This window comes from Staphylococcus sp. GDB20D11A (genome assembly GCF_016893255.1).
GTDB classification, from domain to species: domain Bacteria; phylum Bacillota; class Bacilli; order Staphylococcales; family Staphylococcaceae; genus Staphylococcus; species Staphylococcus aureus.
This window is the reverse complement of the sequence record NZ_JAFEPJ010000009.1, coordinates 117,696-142,666: the sequence shown is the minus strand read 5'-3', so window position 1 is coordinate 142,666 and position 24,971 is coordinate 117,696. Positions and strand designations below refer to the sequence as shown.

General features: G+C 32.2%; 16 protein-coding genes. 1 reads left to right on the top strand and 15 read right to left on the bottom strand.

Annotated elements, in window-relative coordinates:
* Window positions 1-179 precede the first annotated feature (179 nt).
* From gap to JV528_RS07110, 9 genes are all read right to left on the bottom strand, one after another.
* Window positions 180-1,205 carry a type I glyceraldehyde-3-phosphate dehydrogenase gene (gap, locus tag JV528_RS07150; RefSeq protein WP_000106134.1) on the bottom strand — a complete coding sequence of 342 codons (1,026 nt, stop codon included), beginning with the start codon at window positions 1,203-1,205 and terminating at the stop codon, window positions 180-182.
* Between the two features lie 169 nt (window positions 1,206-1,374).
* Window positions 1,375-1,998, bottom strand: coding sequence for a dephospho-CoA kinase (gene coaE, locus JV528_RS07145; protein WP_001127167.1), 624 nt, complete (start codon window positions 1,996-1,998; stop codon window positions 1,375-1,377).
* Between the two features lie 15 nt (window positions 1,999-2,013).
* Window positions 2,014-2,886 carry a bifunctional DNA-formamidopyrimidine glycosylase/DNA-(apurinic or apyrimidinic site) lyase gene (mutM, locus tag JV528_RS07140; protein WP_001114454.1) on the bottom strand — a complete coding sequence of 291 codons (873 nt, stop codon included), beginning with the start codon at window positions 2,884-2,886 and terminating at the stop codon, window positions 2,014-2,016.
* Window positions 2,887-2,901: 15 nt separating this feature from the next.
* The gene (polA, locus tag JV528_RS07135) at window positions 2,902-5,532 is read right to left on the bottom strand and encodes a DNA polymerase I (protein WP_001038315.1); all 2,631 of its coding nucleotides are present in this window, start codon (window positions 5,530-5,532) and stop codon (window positions 2,902-2,904) included.
* Between the two features lie 293 nt (window positions 5,533-5,825).
* Window positions 5,826-7,313 carry a hypothetical protein gene (locus JV528_RS07130; RefSeq protein ID WP_000849442.1) on the bottom strand — a complete coding sequence of 496 codons (1,488 nt, stop codon included), beginning with the start codon at window positions 7,311-7,313 and terminating at the stop codon, window positions 5,826-5,828.
* A gap of 499 nt (window positions 7,314-7,812) precedes the next feature.
* Window positions 7,813-9,474 (bottom strand): two-component system histidine kinase PnpS, encoded by a 1,662-nt coding sequence (gene pnpS, locus JV528_RS07125; RefSeq protein ID WP_078061150.1) that lies wholly within the window; start codon window positions 9,472-9,474, stop codon window positions 7,813-7,815.
* Entirely contained in the window at window positions 9,474-10,178 is a 705-nt protein-coding gene (locus JV528_RS07120) for a response regulator transcription factor (protein WP_000080026.1), read from the bottom strand. The genes pnpS and JV528_RS07120 overlap by 1 nt, the downstream gene beginning before the upstream one ends.
* 389 nt (window positions 10,179-10,567) lie before the next feature.
* Window positions 10,568-11,836, bottom strand: a complete 1,269-nt coding sequence (icd, locus tag JV528_RS07115) for an NADP-dependent isocitrate dehydrogenase (RefSeq protein WP_000123169.1) — start codon at window positions 11,834-11,836, stop codon at window positions 10,568-10,570.
* A gap of 48 nt (window positions 11,837-11,884) precedes the next feature.
* Window positions 11,885-13,006: a citrate synthase gene (locus JV528_RS07110; protein ID WP_000829167.1), complete on the bottom strand. Its 1,122-nt coding sequence runs from the start codon at window positions 13,004-13,006 to the stop codon at window positions 11,885-11,887.
* A gap of 347 nt (window positions 13,007-13,353) precedes the next feature.
* Between JV528_RS07110 and JV528_RS07105 the strand changes: the two genes are divergently transcribed.
* Window positions 13,354-14,715, top strand: a complete 1,362-nt coding sequence (locus tag JV528_RS07105) for an amino acid permease (protein WP_000818527.1) — start codon at window positions 13,354-13,356, stop codon at window positions 14,713-14,715.
* Window positions 14,716-15,064: 349 nt separating this feature from the next.
* Here the strand turns inward: JV528_RS07105 and pyk are convergent, their stop codons facing one another.
* The 6 genes from pyk to JV528_RS07075 all read right to left on the bottom strand — a co-directional run bounded on the left by pyk (window position 15,065) and on the right by JV528_RS07075 (window position 24,953).
* Entirely contained in the window at window positions 15,065-16,822 is a 1,758-nt protein-coding gene (pyk, locus tag JV528_RS07100) for a pyruvate kinase (RefSeq protein WP_001232650.1), read from the bottom strand.
* A gap of 21 nt (window positions 16,823-16,843) precedes the next feature.
* The gene (gene pfkA, locus JV528_RS07095) at window positions 16,844-17,812 is read right to left on the bottom strand and encodes a 6-phosphofructokinase (RefSeq protein WP_000717561.1); all 969 of its coding nucleotides are present in this window, start codon (window positions 17,810-17,812) and stop codon (window positions 16,844-16,846) included.
* 268 nt (window positions 17,813-18,080) lie between these two features.
* Window positions 18,081-19,025 (bottom strand): acetyl-CoA carboxylase carboxyltransferase subunit alpha, encoded by a 945-nt coding sequence (locus JV528_RS07090; RefSeq protein ID WP_000883653.1) that lies wholly within the window; start codon window positions 19,023-19,025, stop codon window positions 18,081-18,083.
* The gene (gene accD, locus JV528_RS07085) at window positions 19,025-19,882 is read right to left on the bottom strand and encodes an acetyl-CoA carboxylase, carboxyltransferase subunit beta (protein ID WP_000471567.1); all 858 of its coding nucleotides are present in this window, start codon (window positions 19,880-19,882) and stop codon (window positions 19,025-19,027) included. The genes JV528_RS07090 and accD overlap by 1 nt, the downstream gene beginning before the upstream one ends.
* 194 nt (window positions 19,883-20,076) lie before the next feature.
* Window positions 20,077-21,306: an NADP-dependent malic enzyme gene (gene ystJ / locus JV528_RS07080; protein ID WP_000058392.1), complete on the bottom strand. Its 1,230-nt coding sequence runs from the start codon at window positions 21,304-21,306 to the stop codon at window positions 20,077-20,079.
* Window positions 21,307-21,755: 449 nt separating this feature from the next.
* The gene (locus JV528_RS07075; protein ID WP_204177431.1) at window positions 21,756-24,953 is read right to left on the bottom strand and encodes a DNA polymerase III subunit alpha; all 3,198 of its coding nucleotides are present in this window, start codon (window positions 24,951-24,953) and stop codon (window positions 21,756-21,758) included.
* Window positions 24,954-24,971: the final 18 nt, after the last annotated feature.

Below are 24,971 nucleotides of genomic sequence, written 5' to 3'. Positions count from 1 at the left end.
AATTATACTATAAATCTAGAGATGAAAAAAGAATCCCTCAATTTAATTCATTTAACCAAATAATGAAACAATAAAAAACATTATATCGTTACTTATTTAGTAATATGCATGACAATATTATTGTATTAAAAATAAAAAACCTAACTCCGAAGTCAGAGTTAGGCTATTAAATAATTGTATTAACTTGCACTTACAGTTTCTTTTGATGTCAAAAGTGCTCCAATTTGCTCAGCAACATCTACAACTCTATTTGAATAACCCCATTCATTATCATACCAAGCAATAACTTTTACTTTATTCCCTGACATGACCATTGTTGATTTTGCATCAATAATAGCTGAATGTGGATTAGTATTAAAATCAACAGACACTAGTGGTTGATGTTCGACTTCAATGATACCTTCTAAACCTGCATTTTCAAAAGCTTGGTTTACTTCTTCTGCAGTTACTTCTTTTTCTAAATCAACAACTAAATCAACGAGCGATACATTCTTTGTTGGTACACGTAATGCCATGCCATGTAATTTACCTTCTAATTCTGGTAATACTTCTTTTAAAGCTTTCGCCGCACCAGTAGAAGTAGGAATAATGCTTTCATTACATGAGCGTGCACGTCTTAAATCTTTATGTGGATTATCAATATTTTTTTGGTCATTTGTAATAGCGTGAACAGTAGTCATTAAACCATTAACTATTCCAAACTGATTATTTAAAACTTTTGCAACTGGACCAATGCAATTAGTAGTACATGAAGCATTACTAAAAATGTCAAATGCTTCTATATCTAATTGGTCATCATTTACGCCTTTAACTACCATTTGAACATGTCCACCTTTTGAAGGACCAGTTAACAATACTTTTTTGGCACCTGCTTTAATATGTGCGATGGCTTTATCACCATGATTAAATTTACCAGTTGCATCTATAGCAATATCGATATCTAATTCTTTCCATGGCAAGTTTTCAGGATTGCGATCAGCAACCAATTTAATTTTATGATCTCCAACTTGCAATCCATTTTCAATCGGTTCAACTTTTAGATTATATTTTCCATGTGTTGTATCGTAATTGATTAAATGTGCAATTGTTTCGGGTGGATAACTAGCATTTATCGCTACTACATTTAAATTTTTATTTTGTAATGCAATACGTAATACCATTCTTCCAATTCTACCCATACCATTAATTGCAATATTCGTTGACATTAAAAGCACCCCTTGATTTTTATGTGTTATACTTTATGGAATTAGTATAGCATATTATATGAAATTTGAGAGCGTTTTCCGTTGATTTATTTATCTTTTTTATAAAAAATAGTCATTACTTACATACATCAACGCGTACGTAAAGTAATGACTTATTTATAGAGTAATATTAATCTTCTTCTCCGTAATTCGGCTTTTCAATATAACCTTCTTCTTCTAACAATCTCTCAAGGTTTTGTTTTAATTCAAGTTTATCCCCTAAATTGTCGATAACATGATCGGCCATTCGGCTTTTTTTATCAATAGAAATTTGGCTATAGACACGAGCTTTCGCATCTTCTAATGACAAATTATTACGTTGCATTAAACGATCCATTTGTATACTTTCAGAAGTGTATACAACCCACACTTCGTCTACTGTATTTTCCAATTCATTTTCAAATAATAATGGAATATCCATGATTACATTATATCCTTGTTTTAAATATTCTTGCTTTTCTTCTTCCATAATATCTCGCACGATAGGATGTATGATAGCATTTAATTCTAAGCGTTTTTCTGGATGGTTAAACACTAAATCACCCATATAACGACGATTCATCTCACCATTTTCATCAATTGCTTCATCACCAAAGACTTCTCGTACTTGAGCTAAACCTTTACTCCCCTTTTTAACAGCTTCCCTGGCTGCTTTATCAGCATCTACTACTTTAAAACCGAATACGGATAAGAGTTCTGATACTGTTGATTTTCCTGAGGCGATTCCACCTGTTAGACCAATAACTTTCGGCATAATTTCACTCTTTCTTTATTTTTGACATACTGGACAATAATGACTATTTCTTGTCGCGATGATTTTTGTTTCAATTTGACTTCCACACACTTTGCATACCGGCTGCTTATATACATTAAGATGCAATTGCATCTCACCAGTTTTTCCATCAGCATGACGATAATCTGAAATACTTGTACCGCCATGCTTAATACCTTCTTCTAGTACTTCTCTAACATAATAAAAAACCATTTCTTGTTGTTGGTGTGTTAAGTCTTTTACTTTTTTATCTGGTAAAACACCTGCACGAAACAACGCTTCACATGCGTAAATATTTCCGCAACCTGCGATTACTTTATGATCCAAAATCACTTGTTTGATTGGTTTATTCTTATTAGACTGTTGATGAATTCGATTTAAATAATACGTCAATGCTTCATTTGTAAAAGGTTCAGGCGCTATTTCTAAAAATGAAGGATAAGATGCTACAGACGCAACATTTCTAATTTCTCCAAAACGACGTATATCTGAATAAATTAACTTTTTGTCATTTGACAGTTCAAAAATAACATGCCAATGCTTACGATAATTAGGTATCATAATATCTTCAAGTTCATCTACAATGAAAAAACCACCCGCCATACCTAAATGGCTAATTAATGTACGTTGTTCTCGTTTATTATCTAGTTGAAAAACGATATATTTACTTCTTCGTTCTACATTAGTAATGGTATAGCCTTCCGATAAAGTTTTAAAAGTATCTAATTCAATTCCTTTTATAATTGTTTCCTTGCCTTGAGCCTTACCTTCGATTACTTTATCCGAAAATATAACGTGTTCAATTTTTTGATTTATAACGTAGGGTTCAATTCCTCTTTTTACATGTTCTACTTCTGGTAATTCGGGCATACCATTAACCTCACTTTATTTTGCATCATACCAAGTTGCACCATAACTTGAGTCTACTTTTAATGGAACATCTAATTGCAATGCATTTTCCATTATCTCTTCTACAAATTCACTAAATGAATCTACTTCTGACTTAGGTACTTCAAAAATTAATTCATCGTGTACTTGTAATAATAGTTTAGCTTGATATGTTGTCTCTTTCATTTTTTGCGCAAATTTAACCATTGCCAGTTTAATGATATCTGCAGCACTGCCTTGTATTGGCGTATTCATAGCAGTACGTTCAGCAAAGCCGCGTAAATTAAAGTTACGACTCGTAATATCAGGAATATAGCGTCGACGATGTAGCAATGTTTCCACGTAACCTAAAGCTTTGGCATCTTTTACAATATCAGACATATATTGTTTTACACCTGGGAAACTAGCTAAATAATCATCAATGAATGCTTTTGCTTTTTTACGAGTAATACCTAAACTTTGACTTAAACCATAATCACTTATCCCATAAACAATTCCAAAGTTAACCGCTTTTGCTTGACGACGCATTAAACTATCGACTTGATCAGCTTCTACACCAAATACTTTCATAGCAGTTGCTGTATGAATATCATCGCCGTTGATAAATGCTTCTTTCATACTCTCATCTTGTGTAATGTGTGCTAATACACGCAATTCAATTTGAGAATAATCTGCTGATAATATAACGCTATCTTTTGAAGTTGGTTTAAAGGCTTTTCTTATTTTACGCCCTTCTTCAAGTCTAACCGGAATATTTTGTAAATTAGGATCTACACTTGATAAACGTCCAGTTTGCGCTAAAGTTTGGTTAAAACGTGTATGGATACGTTGATCATCACTAATCACCTTTTGCAATCCTTCAACATAAGTAGACTGTAACTTAGATAATTGACGATATTCTAAAATATAATCAATGATAGGATGTTCACCTTGCAATTGCTCTAAGACATCTACAGCAGTAGAATATCCTGTTTTCGTCTTTTTAATAACAGGTAATTGTAATGTTTCAAACAATACAACACCTAATTGCTTAGGAGAATTTATATTAAAATCTTCACCAGCTGCATCATGGATATTTCGAATCAAGACGTCTAATTTTTCTTGAATTTCTTTTTCCATTTCTTCTAAATCATGAACATCTGTAAATATACCAATTTCTTCCATTTCACTTAAAATCTTAGCTAGCGGTAGCTCTAAATCAGCTAAGAGTTCTACCTGATTGTATTCTTCTAATTGTTTATCCATATTTGGTTTCGCAAAGTAAATTGCATCAGTAATAGAAGCAACATATGGATTTAAAACATCATCTTCAGGCACCTTAAATTTCTTACCTTTTCCATATATACTCACATCGTCTTTCACAAAACTTTGACCGTACAATGAAACAACTGATTGAACATCGCTAATCGTACGAGATGGATCAATTATATAACTGGCCAACATAATATCGAATGAAATATTTTGAATATCAATTCCTAATCTATGTGATGCTACATATGTTTTTTTAGCATCATATACGACTTTTTTCGTATTCGGATTTTCTAACCACGAAACTAGTTCGGCATAATTATTTATGTCATCCGCATTAATTACAATATGTTTTTCACCTGTAAATAAAGAGAATTTTAAAATATTATTTCGCAAATAGTTACCACCGTCTAATTCGAAATGGATGACCGCTTCTTTCAATGAAGTAAAATCAACATTATCAAATGACGTTTCAATTTCAAATGTCTTTTCTATTGCATCTTCAACGCTTGCTGATTGATCAATGTCAGCCAACAATTGTTTGAATTCTAACTTCTTAAACAATTCGATTTTTTCTTGTTGTTCATCTTGATGAGTCATTAACGTATCTTCAAGTTTTACTTCAATCGGACTATCTACATTAATCGTTGCTAATTCTTTACTCATTAATGCATCTTCTTTGCTATTTTGAAGTTTTTCTTTTAACTTTTTACCTGAAATTTCATCTAAATGTTCATAGACACCTTCTACTGTGTCAAATTGGTTCAGCAATTTTATTGCTGTTTTCTCTCCAACACCTGCAACACCTGGTATATTATCAGAAGTATCTCCCATTAATCCTTTCATATCAATAATTTGATTAGGTGTTAGCCCGTTGTATTTTTCCGCAATAAAGTCAGGTGTATAATGATCAACATCAGTAACACCTTTTTTAGTGTAATAAATGGTTACATTATCCGTAGCAAGTTGTGTTAAATCTCGGTCTCCCGTAATAATAATTGTCTGAAAGCCCGCTTTATCTGCTTCTTTACTTAAAGTTCCGATAATATCATCTGCCTCATAGTTATCTAATTCATAACGTTTAATATGATAAGCATCTAATAATTGGCGTATATAAGGAAATTGCTCACTTAGTTCAGGCGGCGTTTTCTGGCGTCCACCTTTATATTCACTATATTTTTCATGTCTGAAAGTCGTTTTACCTGCATCAAACGCTACTAAAAAATGATTTGGCTTTTCTTCTTTTAAAATCTTCTCTAGTAACATTGCAAAACCATATACTGCATTGGTATGAATGCCTGCTTTGTTTGATAACAAAGGTAATGCATAAAAAGCTCTAAAACTTAAGCTATTACCATCGATTAATACTAATTTATTCACAATTTTAACCTCCAGAACTAATTTATATATATTTTAGCATATTCGACTGTGATGTCGTAATTAAAGAAACTATCTCATAGAGTATTTATACACGACCTAATTTCAAATAAAACAAGTGACTATATAGACTAAGCTAAAAAATAAAAAAGACATAATCATGATTGTTCTTGATGAGCACTCCATAAAGTCAGGTTAAAAGTCCAACTTTTGAGATGCACATTATCATTTCATGATTATGTCTACTTTTTAATATTTTTATGCTGCTATTTTAAATTTTTATAGGTAAGAATAAGTTATGAATCGTCAGAACCAAATGGAATATATTTAACTTTGGTCATTTTTGGTAATTCTTCATAATTATTAAACCACTCTTGGTAATTTTTATTGATTGGTGACGGATGATGCATATAATGTTCAAAAGGCAATGATTCCACTGTATAAACCTCTTGTCGTGGATGATCTTTAATTTGTTGTTTTAATAACTGAACTCTTTTTTCATGTTCATAATGAACATAAATAAATGCACTAAGATATATCATAGCTAAAACTAGTGATGCAACTTTAATAAAATTAACATTGATTGACTTATATTTCCGAAATTCTTTTAATAAAATAATTAAAATGATTACATGTATCGTATAAACAATCAAAAAATTACCTGGTTCAATTGGAGTAACAATGACTAGTGTCGACGCAGAAACACATATTGCAATAAGTAAGGAATATAAAGTAATTTGTGTTTTACGATCATTAATAGACAAATAAATACCTACAAATATCGAAAACGCAAAGTAACCACATACAATTATGTTCGCAAAACCAACTAATCCAATATCTGTATTTTTATTTAATAAAAACTGATTGTAAAATAGTAAATAATAAAGCGGTAAAGTGATAAATCCTATCATAATGATACGACGCTTTAATATTGTTAAATGTACATACCGATCACTTCTAAGCAGTAGATAAATAATAAGCGCTGCAATCATACTTAAAATTATAACCTGACTGAAAATAACACCATATGGAAGTGATGTTGATATCATTTCTGCAAATTTTGAAAAGATACCTTGATTATTAGAAACTTGTTGATATTCTGACCCTTCAAATAAAATTTTGCGATAATTTGGATTGGAAAACATAATGATTGTACCTATAGTAGCAATCATAAATGAAAACAATAATTTATAATTAAGCGTTCGATTGGCAGTAAATTCATACAGAAAAGCTAAAATTAAAATGATACAGTGGAATAATGTCACATTCTCCATAAATAATTGACCGAAGAAGCATAAAACATAGAATAGTACTGTAACACTTACCGGCTGCTTTTCTTTATATATAATTGCATTAATACAATAATAAATGATAAAGAGTGAAATTAGTGTTGATGTCGCATAATTGTAAAATCCTGCAAACCAGCCATATGTATCTGCATAAATAGCACTTGGTAAAATTAACATTAAAGAAAATGCTAACAAATAATAGCTTGTCCACGCTTTACAACGTGTAATGTGCATAATCATCCAAATGATCCCCATACTAATGAGACCATATGAAAGCCAACGTAACCAGCTTACATGTACAGCTATAATTTCAAAGATATTTCCGATATAGCGACCATTAAGTGATGCAAATCCTACTTTTAAAATATCAGTATTATAATTGCTAAACCATTGTAAATCATCGTGCATGAGTGGTAGTAAGATACCCATAAAAGTATAAAACAATAATATCGCAATTAATATCAAAGTTGTCTTGTGTAATTGAATTGTTTTCACTTTGCTAATCCTCAAATCTAGTTAAATTTTCCTCAACTTGTAGGTCGAAAAATTAATTCAATATTTTTAGTGTATTTCTAATTTTCACCTATGCATGTTTCCTCAATCAAATTAGATAAACAAGGTATTTAATATTACTTTTCAACAATTTATCTAAATCGCCCCTCGTCTTTTTCTATGACGAATGATTACACTTGTGTATTCAAGTGTTTAAATTAAGATTTATTTCCGTTCAAATAAAACTTATTACTTTTTAATTAAGTATCTATTTTAAGCGTGTTACTAAAATTTCTTTATTATAATAAATATATTATAAAATTGCTTGATTCACAACAATCTATTACTTATTACTTACAAAACGACATATGCAAATGACAAAATTGACAACCGAATTTATTCCACTTCATTAACTCTAATTTAATACCAATAGAGATTTGAACGAAATAAAAAAGCAGCAACAACTTCGTGAAAAATACACGCGCTGTTACCACTTTAATTTTTATTCTTTATAATCTTTTAGAATAACTTTGAACGTTGAGCCTTTGCCAACTTGACTATTCACTTCAATATTGCCTTGGTGGGCCTCTACTATATGCTTTGTAATTGATAATCCAAGACCTGTCCCACCAGAATCTCTACTTCGTGCTTTATCTACTCTATAAAATCTTTCAAAAATACGTTGTTGGTCTTCTAATTTAATACCTATACCAAAATCTTGTACTTCAAAAATGACACGAAAGTCATCTCGATACACACGAACGTTAATATCTCCATCTTCATAAGAATAGTTAATTGCATTCGTTAACAAATTCGTGATAACTTGAGCAATTTTACTTTCTTGCGCTTTAACAATGACATCTTTTTCAATATCAGTATGAATGGAAATATTTTTTTGATTGGCTTGAGTCATCATATTATCAATAATACGCCGCGTTAAATCTGATAAATTCATATAGTCTGTATCTAACTCGGTATGTTGCTCAATATGCGATAAATCTAACAAATCTGTTACTAAAGATTCTATTCGATTTGATTCTTTTAAAATTATGTTTAAAAACATGTCTAATGATTGTGGATCATTTTTTGCACCATCAATAAGCGTTTCAGCAAACCCCTTAATTGAAGTAATAGGTGTTTTTAATTCATGTGAAACATTTGCTACAAATTCACGTCTTAGATTTTCAAGTTGTTTCAGGTTTGTTATGTCATGCATCACAACTAAAATCCCTTGCAAACTTTTTTGAGACCTAGTTAAAATCGGAACACAAGAAATATCAAAGTACTTAGCATGGACTTGGTTTATTGCAACTTCCAATTGTTCATAAATAGGTTTTTCAACTTTAAAACTTTCTAAAATTAATTGCTCAATTTCAGTATTAACATAGCCGTGATAGCCTACTTGTTCAATATTATGCGAGATGTTGAACTGTTCATAATACGCTTTATTTGCAACAACGATTTTTCCATTTCGATCTATCATTAAAATAGCACTTGGAATATTTTCAATCGTTGTTTTTAAACGGTTGGATTGAATTTTTTGCTCATTATTAAGCTTTTGAAGGCGTCGTGCTAAATCATTGGTAGACACAAAAAGCGCTTTAGTTTCTACAACATTACTTTCAGGCACACGTATGTGATAATAACCATTTGCCAACAATTGTGTTGCATAAGTAACTTCTTGAATGGGACGGATTAATGTACGCTTAAAACTACGGCTTGCAAAATACAGACAGATAAGTACAACTAAACATGTCAATATAAGATATTTCCACAACGTCCAATGCATTTCTGTAATATCATTATTGTAACCTTTAATCCATACATGATAACCGTTAACCTTCTTATTAAAAATAAAAACGTCCTTTTTTTGAATATAGTTATCACTATTTGAGACAGCTTTCAGTTTGCCACTACTAAACACCTTTTTATCATTTTTAGTTATCAATAAATCTATATTTTGCTGTTTTACAATTTCTTTAACTTTATCAATCTCATTATCTTGGACTAAATAAATATATGATCTTGCATCTGTTGCTAGAGCTTGTTCGTGTTTTTCTGATAAAACATATGTGATGGAAGCGTGAATAATAATGCCTAATGTAACAAAACTGATAATTAATATACTGCTTATCAATAACATTAAGCGGTGGTGAAACTTCATCATTGTTCTTTAGGTCTTTCCAATTTATAGCCTAAGCCACGCACAGTTTTAATAAGTTGTGGCTTCTTAGGATTATCTTCTAATTTATCTCTTAAATGACTGATATGTACATCAACAATTCTTGAGTCTCCTGCAAATTCATAATTCCATACCGTATTTAACATATGCTCTCTCGTAATGACTCTGCCTTGTCTTTCTATCAAATAAAGCAACAGTTCAAATTCTTTCGGTGTTAGCTCCAATAACTCATTATGCTTATATACTTCAAAATAATCGGGTCTAATACGTATCGATCCGATGGTAATATCATCGTCAATCTCTTCTACTTCTTTTACAAATTGAGAACGTCTTAAAATGGCTTTCACACGGGCAACAACTTCTCTAGGTGAAAAAGGCTTAGTCATATAGTCATCGGCACCTAATTCTAAACCTAATACCCGATCAAATTCATCATTTTTCGCCGTTAACATTAATATAGGGACTAAATTTTTATTTGTTCTTACAGTCTTACATACGTCAATGCCATCTTTTTTAGGTAGCATAACATCTAAAATAATTAAATCTGGCTGTTCATTTTCTACCTTTTCTAAAGCCTCATCACCATCAAATGCGACAACAACTTCATAACCAGCTGTTTCTAAGTTATATTTAAGTAATGTTACGATTGAATGTTCGTCATCTACTACCAACACTTTTTGCGACATGGTATGCCTCCCTAACTTATAATTATATTTACATTATAACCGAACTATTTATAAAAATAACATCCTACACATTATCTTTACACATTTTTTACATTACTTTACACATAAATAAAATACTTCTTATATTTCCTTCTATAATTTGCATGACTTACTCTGGGACAACGAAATAAATTTTGTGAAAATATCATTTCTATCCCACTACCTATGCATGAGTTTTACTCATTTATTCCTAAGCTTATGTACACATTCGCTTTGGTTAATGTGTAAGAAACACTACATAATCAATCATTAGTGACTCTTTATTATTTCTGTCCTGTTGCCAACTTCAATTCATTTAAAAAGGCGAACCTAGCAATTAAAGTTGCTAGACTCACCTAATTTTATTTTGCTTATTTTAAATTTTTAATCAATTCATCTGCAAATGCTGATGTAGAAACTTCTTCAGCACCATCCATTAAACGGGCAAAGTCATAAGTAACAACTTTTGAAGCAATTGTATCTTCAATTGAATCTGTAATCTTATCTGCCGCTTCTTGCCATCCTAAATGTTCTAACATTAATACAGAACTTAAAATTACTGAAGATGGATTCACTTTATTTAAACCTGCATATTTTGGAGCTGTACCATGTGTTGCTTCAAAAATAGCATGACCTGTTTCATAATTAATGTTTGCACCTGGCGCAATACCAATACCACCAACTTGTGCAGCTAAAGCATCTGAAATATAGTCACCATTCAAGTTCATAGTTGCTACAACATCATGCTCAGCTGGACGAGTTAAAATTTGTTGTAAGAAAATGTCAGCAATAGAATCTTTAATGATAATCTTGCCTTCTTTTTCAGCTTTTTCTTGTGCAGCATTAGCAGCATCTCTGCCTTCTTTTTCAACAATTTCGTCATATTGTTGCCAAGTGAATACTTGATCACCAAATTCAGTTAATGCTAAATCGTAACCCCACTGCTTAAATGAGCCTTCTGTAAATTTCATAATATTACCTTTATGAACTAAAGTAACTGATTTACGATTATTATCGATAGCATATTGAATAGCTGCTCTAACTAATCGCTCAGTACCTTCTTTAGAAACTGGTTTAATACCAATACCTGATGTTTCTGGGAATCGAATGTTTGTCGCACCCATCTCGTTTTGTAAGAAGTCAATTACTTTTTTAACTTCTGTTGTACCTTCTTTAAATTCAATACCAGCATAAATGTCTTCAGTATTTTCACGGAAAATAACCATATCAACATCTTGTGGACGTTTAACAGGTGATGGTACTCCTTTAAACCAACGTACCGGTCTTAAACAAGTAAATAAATCTAATTCTTGGCGTAAAGCTACATTTAATGATCTAATACCACCACCAATTGGTGTTGTTAAAGGTCCTTTAACAGCAATTAAATATTCTTTAATTGTATCAAGTGTTTCTTGAGGTAACCATTCGCCAGTTGTATCAAATGCTTTTTGGCCAGCTAGCACTTCTTTCCATTCAATGCGTTTTTCGCCATTATAGGCTTTCTCAACAGCAGCATCTATAACTCGGCTTGCTGCCTTCCAAATATCCGGTCCAATTCCATCACCGATAATAAATGGGATAATTGGTTCATTAGGTACGTTTAATCCTTCAGTTCCTTGAGTAATTTTTTCTGCAGTCATAGTTATTTTACCTCCAAATTTTACATCTTCATTTTTAATTTGTATTGATTATTTTCTTTCTTCAAGCGGAATATACTTACGATTCGTTTCGCCAATATATTTTGCTCTAGGACGCATAATTCTATTATCTTTATATTGTTCTAAAATATGAGCAATCCATCCTGCAGAACGACTTACAGCAAAGATTGGCGTGAATAAATCATGAGGTATTTCCATACAGTGGTAAACACTCGCACTATAAAAATCAACATTAGGAATTAATCCTTTTTCTTCTGCCATACGTTTTTCCATTTTCACTGACATTTCAAATAATTCTTCACGACCAGCGTCTTTCGTAATTTGACGACTCATTTCTCTTAAATATTTCGCTCTAGGATCGCCATCTTTATATACACGATGACCGAAGCCCATTACTTTATCTTTATTAGCAAATTTTTCGTCTAAGTATGCATCAACATTTTCAATTGACCCAATCTCAGATAACATCGTCATAACTTGTTCGTTTGCACCACCATGTAATGGCCCTTTCAGAGAACCTACAGCTGCTACAATACCTGAGTACATATCTGACAATGATGAAACCGCACAACGTGCTGTAAATGCAGATGCGTTCAACTCATGATCAGCGTGTAAAATAAGTGCTTTATTGAAGGCTTCTACTTCTATATCTGTTGGTAATTCCCCACGTAACATATATAGGAAGTTTGCCGCATAACTTAAGTCAGGATTAGGCTTAAGTGGTTCTTTATCTTGTCTTACTCGAGCAAACGCTGTAACTAATGATGCTACTTTAGCCTGTATACGCATTGCTCTTTCATAACGATTTTCATCTGATTCATTTTCAGCATCAGGATCGAAATGTGCAATATATGATAATGACGTACGTAATGCTGTCATTGGATGCACGTGATCTGTAACATACTCCTCAAAATGTGTATACACACGAGGATTTAATGTCATGTATTGATTTAATTTCCCTTTTAGATGAGCAAGCTCTTCTTCGTTTGGCAATCTATAGTTCCATAATAGGAAAATAACTTCTTCAAATTGCGCATTTTCAGCTAGATCATCAATATCATAGCCGGCATAAGTCAATTGACTTTCAATAATTGAACTTATTTTAGTCTCCGCTGCGATAACCCCTTCTAAACCTCTTTGTAATTCTGCCATGATAAATTTCCCCTTTACTGTTTCTTTATGAAATGGCTTTCAACTAATATTATAGCTAAACGCATTTCGTTTGTGAAATATAAAAACCGGCATTATATGTGCAACAATTATTTTGTAAATCTATGTAAATGTCACAGAATAGCCACAAATAGCACCATTAAAGCTTTTTCAAGATGTGAATAATCCATGAATTTTACAATAGAATTAAATTTTCAATTGGTTATTATATATGATTATAAAAACCAAAGTATATTAACATGGAATTTTACACATTTTTACCGAAAATAATTGTATATATCTCAATATAAGTGCATAATAAACATATCTATATTTAAGGGAGATGTATTATGGCTGAAAAATTACAAAGGGAACTGAGCAATCGCCACATACAATTAATTGCAATTGGCGGTGCAATTGGTACAGGCTTATTCTTAGGTGCTGGTCAAACGATTGCATTAACCGGCCCTTCAATTCTATTAACATACATCATTATAGGATTTATGTTATTTATGTTTATGCGAGGTTTAGGAGAAATCATTATACAGAATACCGAATTTAAATCTTTCGCAGATGTAACCAATACATATATTGGGCCTTTTGCAGGATTTGTTACCGGATGGACATACTGGTTCTGTTGGATTATTACAGGTATGGCTGAAGTAACGGCTGTGGCAAAATATGTTAGCTTTTGGTTCCCAGAAATTCCAAACTGGATAAGTGCACTATTTTGTGTACTGTTATTAATGTCATTCAACCTACTTAGCGCAAGACTTTTCGGAGAGTTAGAATTTTGGTTCTCTATCATTAAAATAGCGACAATTATTGGTTTAATAGTAGTTGGTTTCGTCATGATTCTATTTGCATTTAAAACTCAATTCGGGCATGCCAGTTTCACAAATCTATATGAACACGGCATATTCGCTAAAGGTGCTTCTGGATTCTTTATGTCTTTCCAAATGGCATTATTCTCATTTGTAGGAATTGAAATGATTGGTGTTACAGCTGGGGAAACAAAAGATCCAGTTAAAACAATTCCAAAAGCAATTAACAGTGTACCCATTAGAATTTTAATATTTTACGTTGGTGCGTTAGCGGTTATCATGTCTATTATCCCTTGGCAGCAAGTTGACCCTGATAACAGTCCATTCGTAAAATTATTCGCATTGATCGGAATTCCGTTTGCTGCGGGCTTGATTAATTTTGTAGTATTAACCGCTGCTGCTTCATCATGTAACAGTGGTATATTCTCAAATAGCCGTATGCTTTTCGGTTTATCAAGTCAACAACAAGCACCTCCGAACTTTTCTAAAACGAATAAATATGGCGTTCCACATGTTGCAATCTTTGCTTCATCAGCATTATTACTTGTGGCAGCATTACTAAACTATATTTTCCCAGATGCGACAAAAGTATTTACGTATGTGACTACCATCTCTACAGTGTTATTTTTAGTTGTATGGGGTCTGATTATCATTGCATATATCAATTATAGTCGTAAAAACCCAGATCTACATAAAAATGCTACGTACAAACTATTAGGTGGTAAATATATGGGTTACTTAATATTTGTATTCTTCATTTTTGTGTTCGGGTTATTATTTATTAATGTTGATACAAGACGTGCAATTTATTTTATTCCTATTTGGTTTATACTATTAGGATTTATGTACTTAAGATATAAACGTATCGCTGCTAAATCAAATAAATAACAACAAGTTTTACCCCTGTTGAATATATTAAAGTTCAACAGGGGTTTTTATATGCAACTTATAATATTAAATTGCGTACTTGGCTCAATACTTTTACTTTCTCATCTATTTAATCATGTATCATTTCAGAAATACATCCATACTTCTATTTTATAATAACTTTCCAAATTAATATGAGTGAAAGTTTAAAGGTGATAACCTACATGTATAAAAGATATAAACATTTATATATTGATTGCCATTCATACACTCTCATTATCAAATAACCTATTAATTACGTCATAAAATACCTGATGAACCAAAAAACGTCTTTCCATTGTTAATAAATGGAAAGACGTTTTTTTATAAATTATAGTACGTTTGCATATCCTTCAAAGATTTTACCTTGAGCAGCATCAATCGTAACTAACATGTTATTGCTTATGTTTTTAACAGCTTTTTCTACACCTACAACTGTTGGAATACCTTTTTCTAAACCAACAATTGCACTTGGTGATGTAATACCATTTTCTTCTGTAATTAAGCCTAAAGCTTTTTCTACATAAGGTACAAACGTTTCATCGATTGAGTTAGTAACGATAACTTTGTCAGATAAATCTTTACCTTCTAAATCTTTAACAGTTTCAGCAACTAACGTAGTACCAACAACTGATCCACGTCCAATACCTTGACCATTAGCAATTTCGTCACCAACTAGGTGGATTTTCATCATATTAGTAGTTCCAGTTTCACCAGTTGGTACACCAGCAGTAATAATGATTAAATCACCATTAGTTACTCTACCAGTTTCAACAGCTGTTGCAACTGCATTGTTTAACAATGCATCTGTACTCTTACGTCCTTTTTTAACTACAGGTTGAACACCCCAAACAATTGAACATTGACGTGCAGTTTCTTCACTTGGTGTCACTGCAATAATGTCTGAATGCGGACGATATTTAGAGATAGTACGTGCCGTTGAACCACTTTCAGTAGCAGCTACAATTGCTTTAACATTTAAGTTTAAAGCTGTATGTGCAACCGAAATACCGATAGCATTCACTAATGAAGTTTCAACTAATTTAGTACGATCTGACAATAACTTTTTGTAATCTTGGGCTGCTTCAGCTGATACAGCAATATTTCTCATTGTTTTAACAGCTTCTTCAGGATATAAACCAGCAGCAGTTTCACCAGATAACATTACTGCATCTGTACCATCATAGATTGCGTTGGCAACGTCACTAGCTTCTGCACGTGTAGCACGTGGGTTACGTTGCATAGAATCTAACATTTGTGTAGCTGTAATAACTGGTTTACCTAATTTGTTACATTGTCTGATTAAATCTTTTTGAACCATTGGTACTTTTTCAGGTGGAATTTCAACACCCATGTCACCACGTGCAACCATTAAACCATCAGACACTTCAAGAATTTCCGCAATATTATCAATACCTTCTTGGTTTTCAATTTTAGGGAATACTGAAATGTTAGCTTTTTGTTCTTCTAAAATTTCACGAATTTCTAAAACATCACTAGGACGACGTACGAAACTTGCTGCAATGAAGTCAACATTTTCTTTAATACCGAAACGGATATCTTCAGCATCTTTTTCTGTAATACCAGGTAAACTTACTCTTACACCAGGTAAGTTAACACCTTTTTTGTTTTTAAGCTCACCAGAGTTTAAAATATCACATTTAACTTCTTTTTTAGCATGGTCAATATCTTTAACTTGTAATTCAATTAAGCCATCATCAAGTAAAATGTATGAACCTACTTGAACATCGTTAATTAAGTTTTCATATGTTACTGAGAACTTTTCAGGTGTTCCTTCAACTTCATTCATGCTAACAATAACTTCGTTACCACGTTCAAGTTCAATGATACCGTCTTTCATATTATGCGTACGAATTTCTGGACCTTTCGTATCTAATAGAATTGCTACAATTTTGTCTAATCTTTTAGCTACTTTACGAATTGTATCAATTCTACCTTTATGCTCTTCATGACTACCATGTGAAAAGTTTAATCGTGCAACGTTCATACCAGCATTGATTAATTTCTCAATCATTTCTTCTGATTCTGAAGCTGGTCCAATTGTACATACAATTTTAGTTTTTCTCATTTTATAATTCCTCCTGAAATCTTATATAGATAACTTGTTAGCAAGTTCATATAGACTATAATCAAATTTATGATCTTTACCATCAAAAATTTCATCAAAAGATGTTGCTACAATTTTATTGTTCTTAATTCCAACACCCTTAGCTGTTTCACCTTGCATTAATAAGTCTACCGCATATCCACCTAAACGTGATGCTAAAACTCTATCCGCACCTGTTGGGCTACCACCACGTTGAACGTGACCTAACACAGACACTCTATTATCAACATTGATGTATTGTGATAATTCTTTTTGACAATCTTGCGCAGTCATACAACCTTCTGCTACAAGAACGATTGAGTGTTTCTTACCACGTTTAATACCTTGTTCAATTTTATCAGCTATTTCTTTAATATCTGTTTTCACTTCTGGAACTACAATTGTCTCAGCACCAACTGATAATCCAGCCCATAATGCTAGATCTCCACAATCACGGCCCATTGCTTCAATGATAAATGTTCGTGCGTGACTTGACGCAGTATCTCTAATTTTGTCGACTAATCCAATAATCGTATTTAATGCTGTGTCAAATCCAATTGTAAAATCAGTACCATTGATATCATTGTCAATCGTACCAGGAATACCGATAGTTTGAATTTCTTTGCATTCCTCACTGATGCGTTGTGCACCGCGATAACTACCGTCACCACCAATAACTACAAGGCCCTCAATCCCTCTTTTACGTAAGTTTTCGATTGCAACTTTACGTACTTCTTGCTCCTTAAACTCTGGACATCTTGCTGAATACAAGAATGTACCTCCACGCTGAATCGTATCCCCAACTGATCCTAATTCAAGTTTATGAATATCATCATTTAACAATCCTTGGTAACCATGATACACACCATAAACTTCAATTTCATTGTAAATTGCTGTACGAACAACTGCTCTTACGGCAGCATTCATTCCAGGTGAATCTCCACCACTAGTTAAAACTGCAATTTTCTTCATGACGACATACCTTTCTATAACTGATTTATCTTTAACTCTAAATTACCACAAATTGATATGTCATTCCATCAAAACTAATGTATTGAATTGATGTAAACGTTTTAAATATTGAATTTTATTTTAACTTAATTAAAAAAAGATTAGTAGCCACAATTTTGACTACTAATCTTAGTTAAAATTCAGTATCTAAATATAAAATTATTGTTCTAATGTACTTCAATTTATGATAAAACCCAGTATCAATTTAACATAAAAATGCTCAAGTTGATTATTCTATATAAGAACCGATATTTCTGAATTTTTCAAACCGATCATTAGCAATTTCATCACGTGATAATGACTCAAGTGAATCTAACTGTTCAACAAACGCTGATTTAATAGCTAAAGCTTGCTGTTCAATATCTTTATGTGCACCGCCAAGTGGTTCAGAAATGACATCATCTATAATACCTAATTGCTTAATATCATGGGCAGTAATTTTCATTGTTTCAGCTGCAATTTTAGCCAAATTACTGTCTTTCCATAATAATGCCGCTGCACCTTCAGGAGATATAACAGAGTAAGTACTATTCTCTAACATCAATACTTTATTGGCAATACCAATACCTAGAGCACCTCCACTGCCACCTTCACCAATGACAATCGCAATAACTGGTACTTTTAGTGAAGCCATCTCAATCAAATTTGTTGCGATAGATTCACTTTGTCCACGTTCTTCAGCAGCTTTACCAGGATATGCACCTTTTGTATCTATAAATGTAAAGATAGGACGATTGAATTTTTCAGCTTGTTTCATTAAACGTAATGCTTTTCGATAACCTTCTGGATGCGCCATACCAAAATTTCGATAAATATTATCTTTTGTATCTTTTCCACGTTGTTGTCCAATAACCGTAACAGCACGACCATTTAAAAAGCCAATACCACCAATCATTGCTGGATCATCTCTAAAATTACGGTCACCATGTAGTTCCATAAACGATTCAAAGATATATGGAATATAATCTAGGGTCGTAGGTCTTTCTTGCAAACGCGCAATTTGCACACGATCCCATGGTTTTAAATTTGTATATATTTTTTTAGTTTCTCGTTCCAATGACGCTTCAAGCATGTCAATTTCTTCTTGTAAATCCACATCATTTTTATCTTGAGATTCTTTTAAAGATTCAATTTTATTTCGAATTTCAAAAAGTGGTTTTTCAAAATCTAACATTATTTAGTCACCTCTTGATGGATTTTTAGAATTTCAGACAATGTTTGACGCATATCATTACGATGTACAACTTTATCCAACTGTCCATGCTCTAATAAAAATTCTGCAGTTTGGAAATCATCTGGCAATTTTTCGTTTATTGTCTGTTCAATAACTCGACGACCTGCAAAACCTATCAACGCTTTTGGCTCACTTAGATTTATATCACCAACTGATGCAAAACTTGCAGATACACCACCAGTAGTTGGATGTGTTAAATATGATATATATAATAGTCCAGCGTCAGAATGACGTTTTAAAGATACACTGGTTTTACCCATTTGCATCAAGGAAATAATACCTTCTTGCATACGTGCACCACCACTTGCAGAGAAAAGAATAAATGGTAAACGGTTCTCAGTGCAGTAATCAATGATGCGACATATCTTTTCACCGATAACCGAACCCATACTTCCCATTCTAAAACGTGAATCCATGACAGCAACGCCAAATTTCATACCATCTAGTTGCGCTGTACCAGTCACTACTGCTTCTTTAAGACCTGTCTTTTGTTGGTCCTTTTCAATTTTTTCTATATAACTTGGAAAATCTAATGGATTCGCAGAGGTCATTCCCTTATCGAATTCTGTAAATGATCCTTCATCAGAAATTGCTTCTATACGTTTATACGCAGTTAAAGCAATATGATGATCACAATTAAAGCACACATTTAAATTTTCAGCTAATTCTTTTGTGTACATAATTTTCTTACACTTTGGACACTTAGTCATAATACCTGCAGGCACATCATTATTTTTAGAGTCTTGTACTGTAAGATATTTCTTTTTCTTTGTTCGATTAAAAAAATCTTTAAACATAGGAAAACCTCCAAATAACCTCTGTTCTAACCATTTAGAGCCTTAAACTGAACTTGACCAGTTAAAAACGGGTTTAAATTTATTTGATTTATATTCGTTTGACTGTTGAATGTTTATCATAAACTTTCATTTTCATCATTTTAATGACTCTTTATTGCTAACTTTTAAGCAATTTAATTAAACGTTAATTATTTTTATTGTAAATCTGTAAGTTTCATTGTTTTATCATACACATCTTGCGGATCAACTTCAATCCTAGCTACTCCAGATTCCATTGCCGCTTTAGCAACATTACGAGCAACTGATGGCGCTACACGTTTATCAAACGGTCCTGGGATACAGTAGTCTTCATTTAATTCAGAACTATCGATTAAATCAGCAATCGCTTCTACAGCTGCCTTTTTCATTTCTTCATTTATATGTGTAGCTTCAACCTCTAATGCACCTCTAAAAATACCAGGGAAAGCTAATACATTATTAATTTGGTTAGGATAGTCTGAACGTCCTGTACCAACTACTCGTGCACCTGCCGCTTTGGCATCATCAGGTATTATTTCAGGATTTGGATTAGCCATTGCAAATATAATTGGATTATCTGCCATACTCTTAACCATATCTTGTGACAGCGCATTAGCTACAGAAACTCCAATAAATACATCTGCGTCTTTTACGACTTCTTCTAAAGACCCTTCAATCTTATCTTTATTTGTCCATTTAGCTACAACATCTTTCGTAAGATTCATACCATATGAACGTCCTTCAAAAATTGCGCCTCTTGAGTCACACATAACCATATTTCTTACACCATACGCGTATAGTAATTTAACAATGGCTATTCCTGCTGCACCAGCACCATTTAGTACAACTTTTATTTTAGCAATATCTTTGTTAACAACTCTCAATGCATTTACCAAACCTGCCATTGTAACAATTGCTGTACCATGTTGATCGTCATGGAATACCGGAATATTAGTTTCTTTTTTCAATCGTTCTTCAATTTCAAAACAACGTGGTGCCGAAATATCCTCTAAATTAATACCACCATAATTAGGTTCTAACAACTTAACTGTTTTAATGATTTCTTCGGTATTAGTTGTATTTAACGCAATAGGAACCCCATTGATACCAGCGAAGCTTTTGAATAATACTGCTTTACCTTCCATTACAGGAATACTTGCTTCAGGTCCAATGTTCCCTAAACCTAATACCGCTGTTCCATCAGTAATAACTGCAACTGTATTTCCTTTAATTGTGTAATCATACACCTTTCTTTTATCTTCATATATATCTTTACACGGTTCAGCAACGCCAGGTGAGTATGCTAAACTTAATTCTTCTTTATTAGTAACTTTTACATTTGGTTTAACTTCTAATTTACCTTGATTACGTTTGTGCATTTCCAATGCTTCATCTCTTAATGACATGAAATCAGCCCCTAATTCAATATTTATTTTTAAAAAATAACTTGGATAAAACGCATTACATTATAAAAGTAAAAATATTGGGTAAATCTGAATGAGTAAGAATTTATGGTTTTGATTATGTAACACAAATAGCGATAAACGATAATAAAATAATATTTTTAAAGATACATTAAATCATACTATCTAAAGATATACCTTTAATTATTATAATGGATAGCAAAAACCAATATATCAAAAAGTTATTATTTTTTCGTACGATATATCGACAAAATTCTTTACTCAATTTATGTATACTGCTTTTTGTGCTAATTATTCTTATGGATTAATCAATAATGTATAGTGAAACTCATAAAAATAATAAGCATAAAAAACTAATATAAACGCAAACTGATGGTTAAAAAATATCTAACCATCAGTTTACTATATCATAATTTATTAGTTGATAAAAGTTATATAAGCCTAATATCACTAGGGTTAAAGGATTGTATAAAATTATTAAACATACTATCTTTTTGATTAATATAGCCTAAAGTAGTCATTTGTTTAATCGTTTCATCATAAAAGGATAACACAACATCATTAGCATTCTCTTTCGTAGCTTTAATCATCTCTTCAAACGTATCTATATGTGATTTATTTCTAATTATAATTTGTTTGGCAAATGCTAATTTTTGTTCTTCAAAAGTGGCTAATGTCTGAATCTCATTTATAATTAGTTGACGTTGTTGCTTTCTAAAGTCAAATTTCCCGCTAACTATAAACAAGTCATTATGTGATAACAACGCTTCGTACTTTTTAAACTGATTAGGGAAAATCACACCATCTAAAGTTTCGATGCCATCATTTAATGTGACGAATGCCATATTTTGACCATTTTTAGTTCGAATTTGTTTAACTTTATCAAACTGAACTAATATAGGCTTATTATTCTGCGCGTTACTCAATTTAAATATTGTTAAATATTGTTTGGCAACAAACTTTTTATCTACTGGGTGTTGCGAAACATAAAATCCTAAATATTCTTTTTCATACTGACTAATAAGTGCATCAGGCAATTCTTCTTTATCTTCATACATCTGTTTTGGCGTTAAAATATCAAATAAAAAACCATCTTGTTCAATGTTTAAATCACCATCCAACACTTGATCAATAGCTTGCAACAACGTTGAACGTGTTTTACCAAAAGCATCAAACGCTCCCACTAAAATCAGTGCTTCAAGTAACTTTCTCGTTTTGACTCTCTTCGGTATACGTCTAGCAAAATCAAAGAAATCTTTAAATTTGCCGTTCTGATAACGTTCATCAACAATCACTTTTACACTTTGATAACCTACACCTTTAATTGTACCAATTGATAAATAAATGCCTTCTTGGGAAGGTTTATAAAACCAATGACTTTCGTTAATGTTCGGTGGCAATATAGTGATACCTTGTTTTTTTGCTTCTTCTATCATTTGAGCAGTTTTCTTCTCACTTCCAATAACATTACTTAAAATATTTGCGTAAAAATAATTTGGATAATGGACTTTTAAAAAGCTCATAATGTATGCAATTTTAGAATAGCTGACAGCATGTGCTCTAGGAAAACCATAATCAGCAAATTTCAGAATCAAATCAAATATTTGCTTACTAATGTCTTCGTGATAACCATTTTGCTTTGCACCTTCTATAAAATGTTGCCGCTCACTTTCAAGAACAGCTCTATTTTTTTTACTCATTGCTCTTCTTAAAATATCCGCTTCACCATAACTGAAGTTTGCAAATGTGCTCGCTATTTGCATAATTTGCTCTTGATAAATAATAACACCGTAAGTATTTTTTAATATAGGTTCTAAATGTGGATGTAAATATTGAACTTTGCTTGGATTATGTCTTCTTGTAATGTAAGTTGGAATTTCTTCCATTGGACCTGGTCTATACAAAGAAGTTACAGCAACAATATCTTCAAAGTGTTCCGGCTTTAATTTTTTTAATACACTTCTTACACCGTCAGACTCTAATTGGAATATGCCAGTCGTATCTCCTTGCGACAACAATTCAAACACTTTTTGATTATCAAACGGAATTTTTTCGATATCAATATTAATACCTAAATCTTTTTTGACTTGTGTCAAGATTTGATGAATAATCGATAAGTTTCTCAACCCTAGAAAATCAATTTTTAATAAACCAATACGTTCGGCTTCAGTCATTGTCCATTGCGTTAATAATCCTGTATCCCCTTTCGTTAAAGGGGCATATTCATATAATGGATGGTCATTAATAATAATTCCTGCCGCATGTGTAGATGTATGTCTTGGTAAACCTTCTAACTTTTTACAAATACTGAACCAGCGTTCATGTCGATGGTTTCGATGTACAAACTTTTTAAAATCGTCAATTTGATATGCTTCATCAAGTGTAATTCCTAATTTATGTGGGATTAAACTTGAAATTTCATTTAATGTAACTTCATCAAACCCCATAATTCGTCCAACATCTCTAGCAACCGCTCTTGCAAGCAGATGACCGAAAGTCACAATTCCAGATACATGTAGCTCGCCATATTTTTCTTGGACGTACTGAATAACCCTTTCTCGGCGTGTATCTTCAAAGTCAATATCTATATCGGGCATTGTTACACGTTCTGGGTTTAAAAAACGTTCAAATAATAGATTGAATTTAATAGGATCAATCGTTGTAATACCTAGTAAATAACTTACCAGTGAGCCAGCTGAAGAACCACGACCTGGACCTACCATCACATCATTCGTTTTCGCATAATGGATTAAATCACTTACTATTAAGAAATAATCTTCAAAACCCATATTAGTAATAACTTTATACTCATATTTCAATCGCTCTAAATAGACGTCATAATTAAGTTCTAATTTTTTTAATTGTGTAACTAAGACACGCCACAAATATTTTTTAGCTGATTCATCGTTAGGTGTCTGATATTGAGGAAGTAGAGATTGATGATATTTTAATTCTGCATTACACTTTTGAGCTATAACATCAACCTGCGTTAAATATTCTTGATTAATATCTAATTGCTTAATTTCCTTTTCAGTTAAAAAATGTGCACCAAAATCTTCTTGATCATGAATTAAGTCTAATTTTGTATTGTCTCTAATAGCTGCTAATGCTGAAATCGTATCGGCATCTTGAGGTGTTTGGTAACAAACAGTTTGAATCCATACGTGCTTTATCCCTTGAACTAAAACACTTTGATGATCTAAATACGTATCTTCATGCGAATCAAAAACTTGAACAATGTCACGATGTTCGTCTGCAACATTTTTAAAAATGATAATCAAATTCGATGAAAATTGTTGCAATAGTTCAAATGAAACATTTTCCATTGAATTCATTTTTATTTTCGATGAAAGTTGATATAAATCCTTCAACCCATTATTATCTTTTGCTAAAACAACGGTTTCAATAGTGTTTAAACCGTTTGTCACATATATTGTCATACCAAAAATCGGTTTAATGTTATTTGCTATACATGCATCATAAAATTTAGGAAAACCATACAATACATTGGTGTCAGTTATGGCAAGTGCATCAACATTTTCAGACACAGCAAGTCTTACGGCATCTTCTATTTTTAAGCTTGATTTTAACAAATCATAAGCCGTATGAATATTTAAATATGCCACCATGATTGAATGGCTCCTTTC

Excerpts from the sequence above, each read along its gene's own strand:
- mutM (WP_001114454.1), bottom strand. The coding sequence starts at position 2,886 with ATGCCCGAATTACCAGAAGTAGAACATGTAAAAAGAGGAATTGAACCC.
- icd (WP_000123169.1), bottom strand. The coding sequence starts at position 11,836 with ATGACTGCAGAAAAAATTACTCAAGGAACTGAAGGATTAAACGTACCT.
- JV528_RS07075 (WP_204177431.1), bottom strand. The coding sequence starts at position 24,953 with ATGGTGGCATATTTAAATATTCATACGGCTTATGATTTGTTAAAATCA.
- coaE (WP_001127167.1), bottom strand. The coding sequence starts at position 1,998 with ATGCCGAAAGTTATTGGTCTAACAGGTGGAATCGCCTCAGGAAAATCA.
- pyk (WP_001232650.1), bottom strand. The coding sequence starts at position 16,822 with ATGAGAAAAACTAAAATTGTATGTACAATTGGACCAGCTTCAGAATCA.
- pfkA (WP_000717561.1), bottom strand. The coding sequence starts at position 17,812 with ATGAAGAAAATTGCAGTTTTAACTAGTGGTGGAGATTCACCTGGAATG.
- ystJ (WP_000058392.1), bottom strand. The coding sequence starts at position 21,306 with ATGTCATTAAGAGATGAAGCATTGGAAATGCACAAACGTAATCAAGGT.
- gap (WP_000106134.1), bottom strand. The coding sequence starts at position 1,205 with ATGTCAACGAATATTGCAATTAATGGTATGGGTAGAATTGGAAGAATG.
- pnpS (WP_078061150.1), bottom strand. The coding sequence starts at position 9,474 with ATGAAGTTTCACCACCGCTTAATGTTATTGATAAGCAGTATATTAATT.
- accD (WP_000471567.1), bottom strand. The coding sequence starts at position 19,882 with ATGTTTAAAGATTTTTTTAATCGAACAAAGAAAAAGAAATATCTTACA.
- JV528_RS07120 (WP_000080026.1), bottom strand. The coding sequence starts at position 10,178 with ATGTCGCAAAAAGTGTTGGTAGTAGATGACGAACATTCAATCGTAACA.
- JV528_RS07110 (WP_000829167.1), bottom strand. The coding sequence starts at position 13,006 with ATGGCAGAATTACAAAGAGGTTTAGAAGGGGTTATCGCAGCGGAGACT.
- JV528_RS07105 (WP_000818527.1), top strand. The coding sequence starts at position 13,354 with ATGGCTGAAAAATTACAAAGGGAACTGAGCAATCGCCACATACAATTA.
- JV528_RS07090 (WP_000883653.1), bottom strand. The coding sequence starts at position 19,025 with ATGTTAGATTTTGAAAAACCACTTTTTGAAATTCGAAATAAAATTGAA.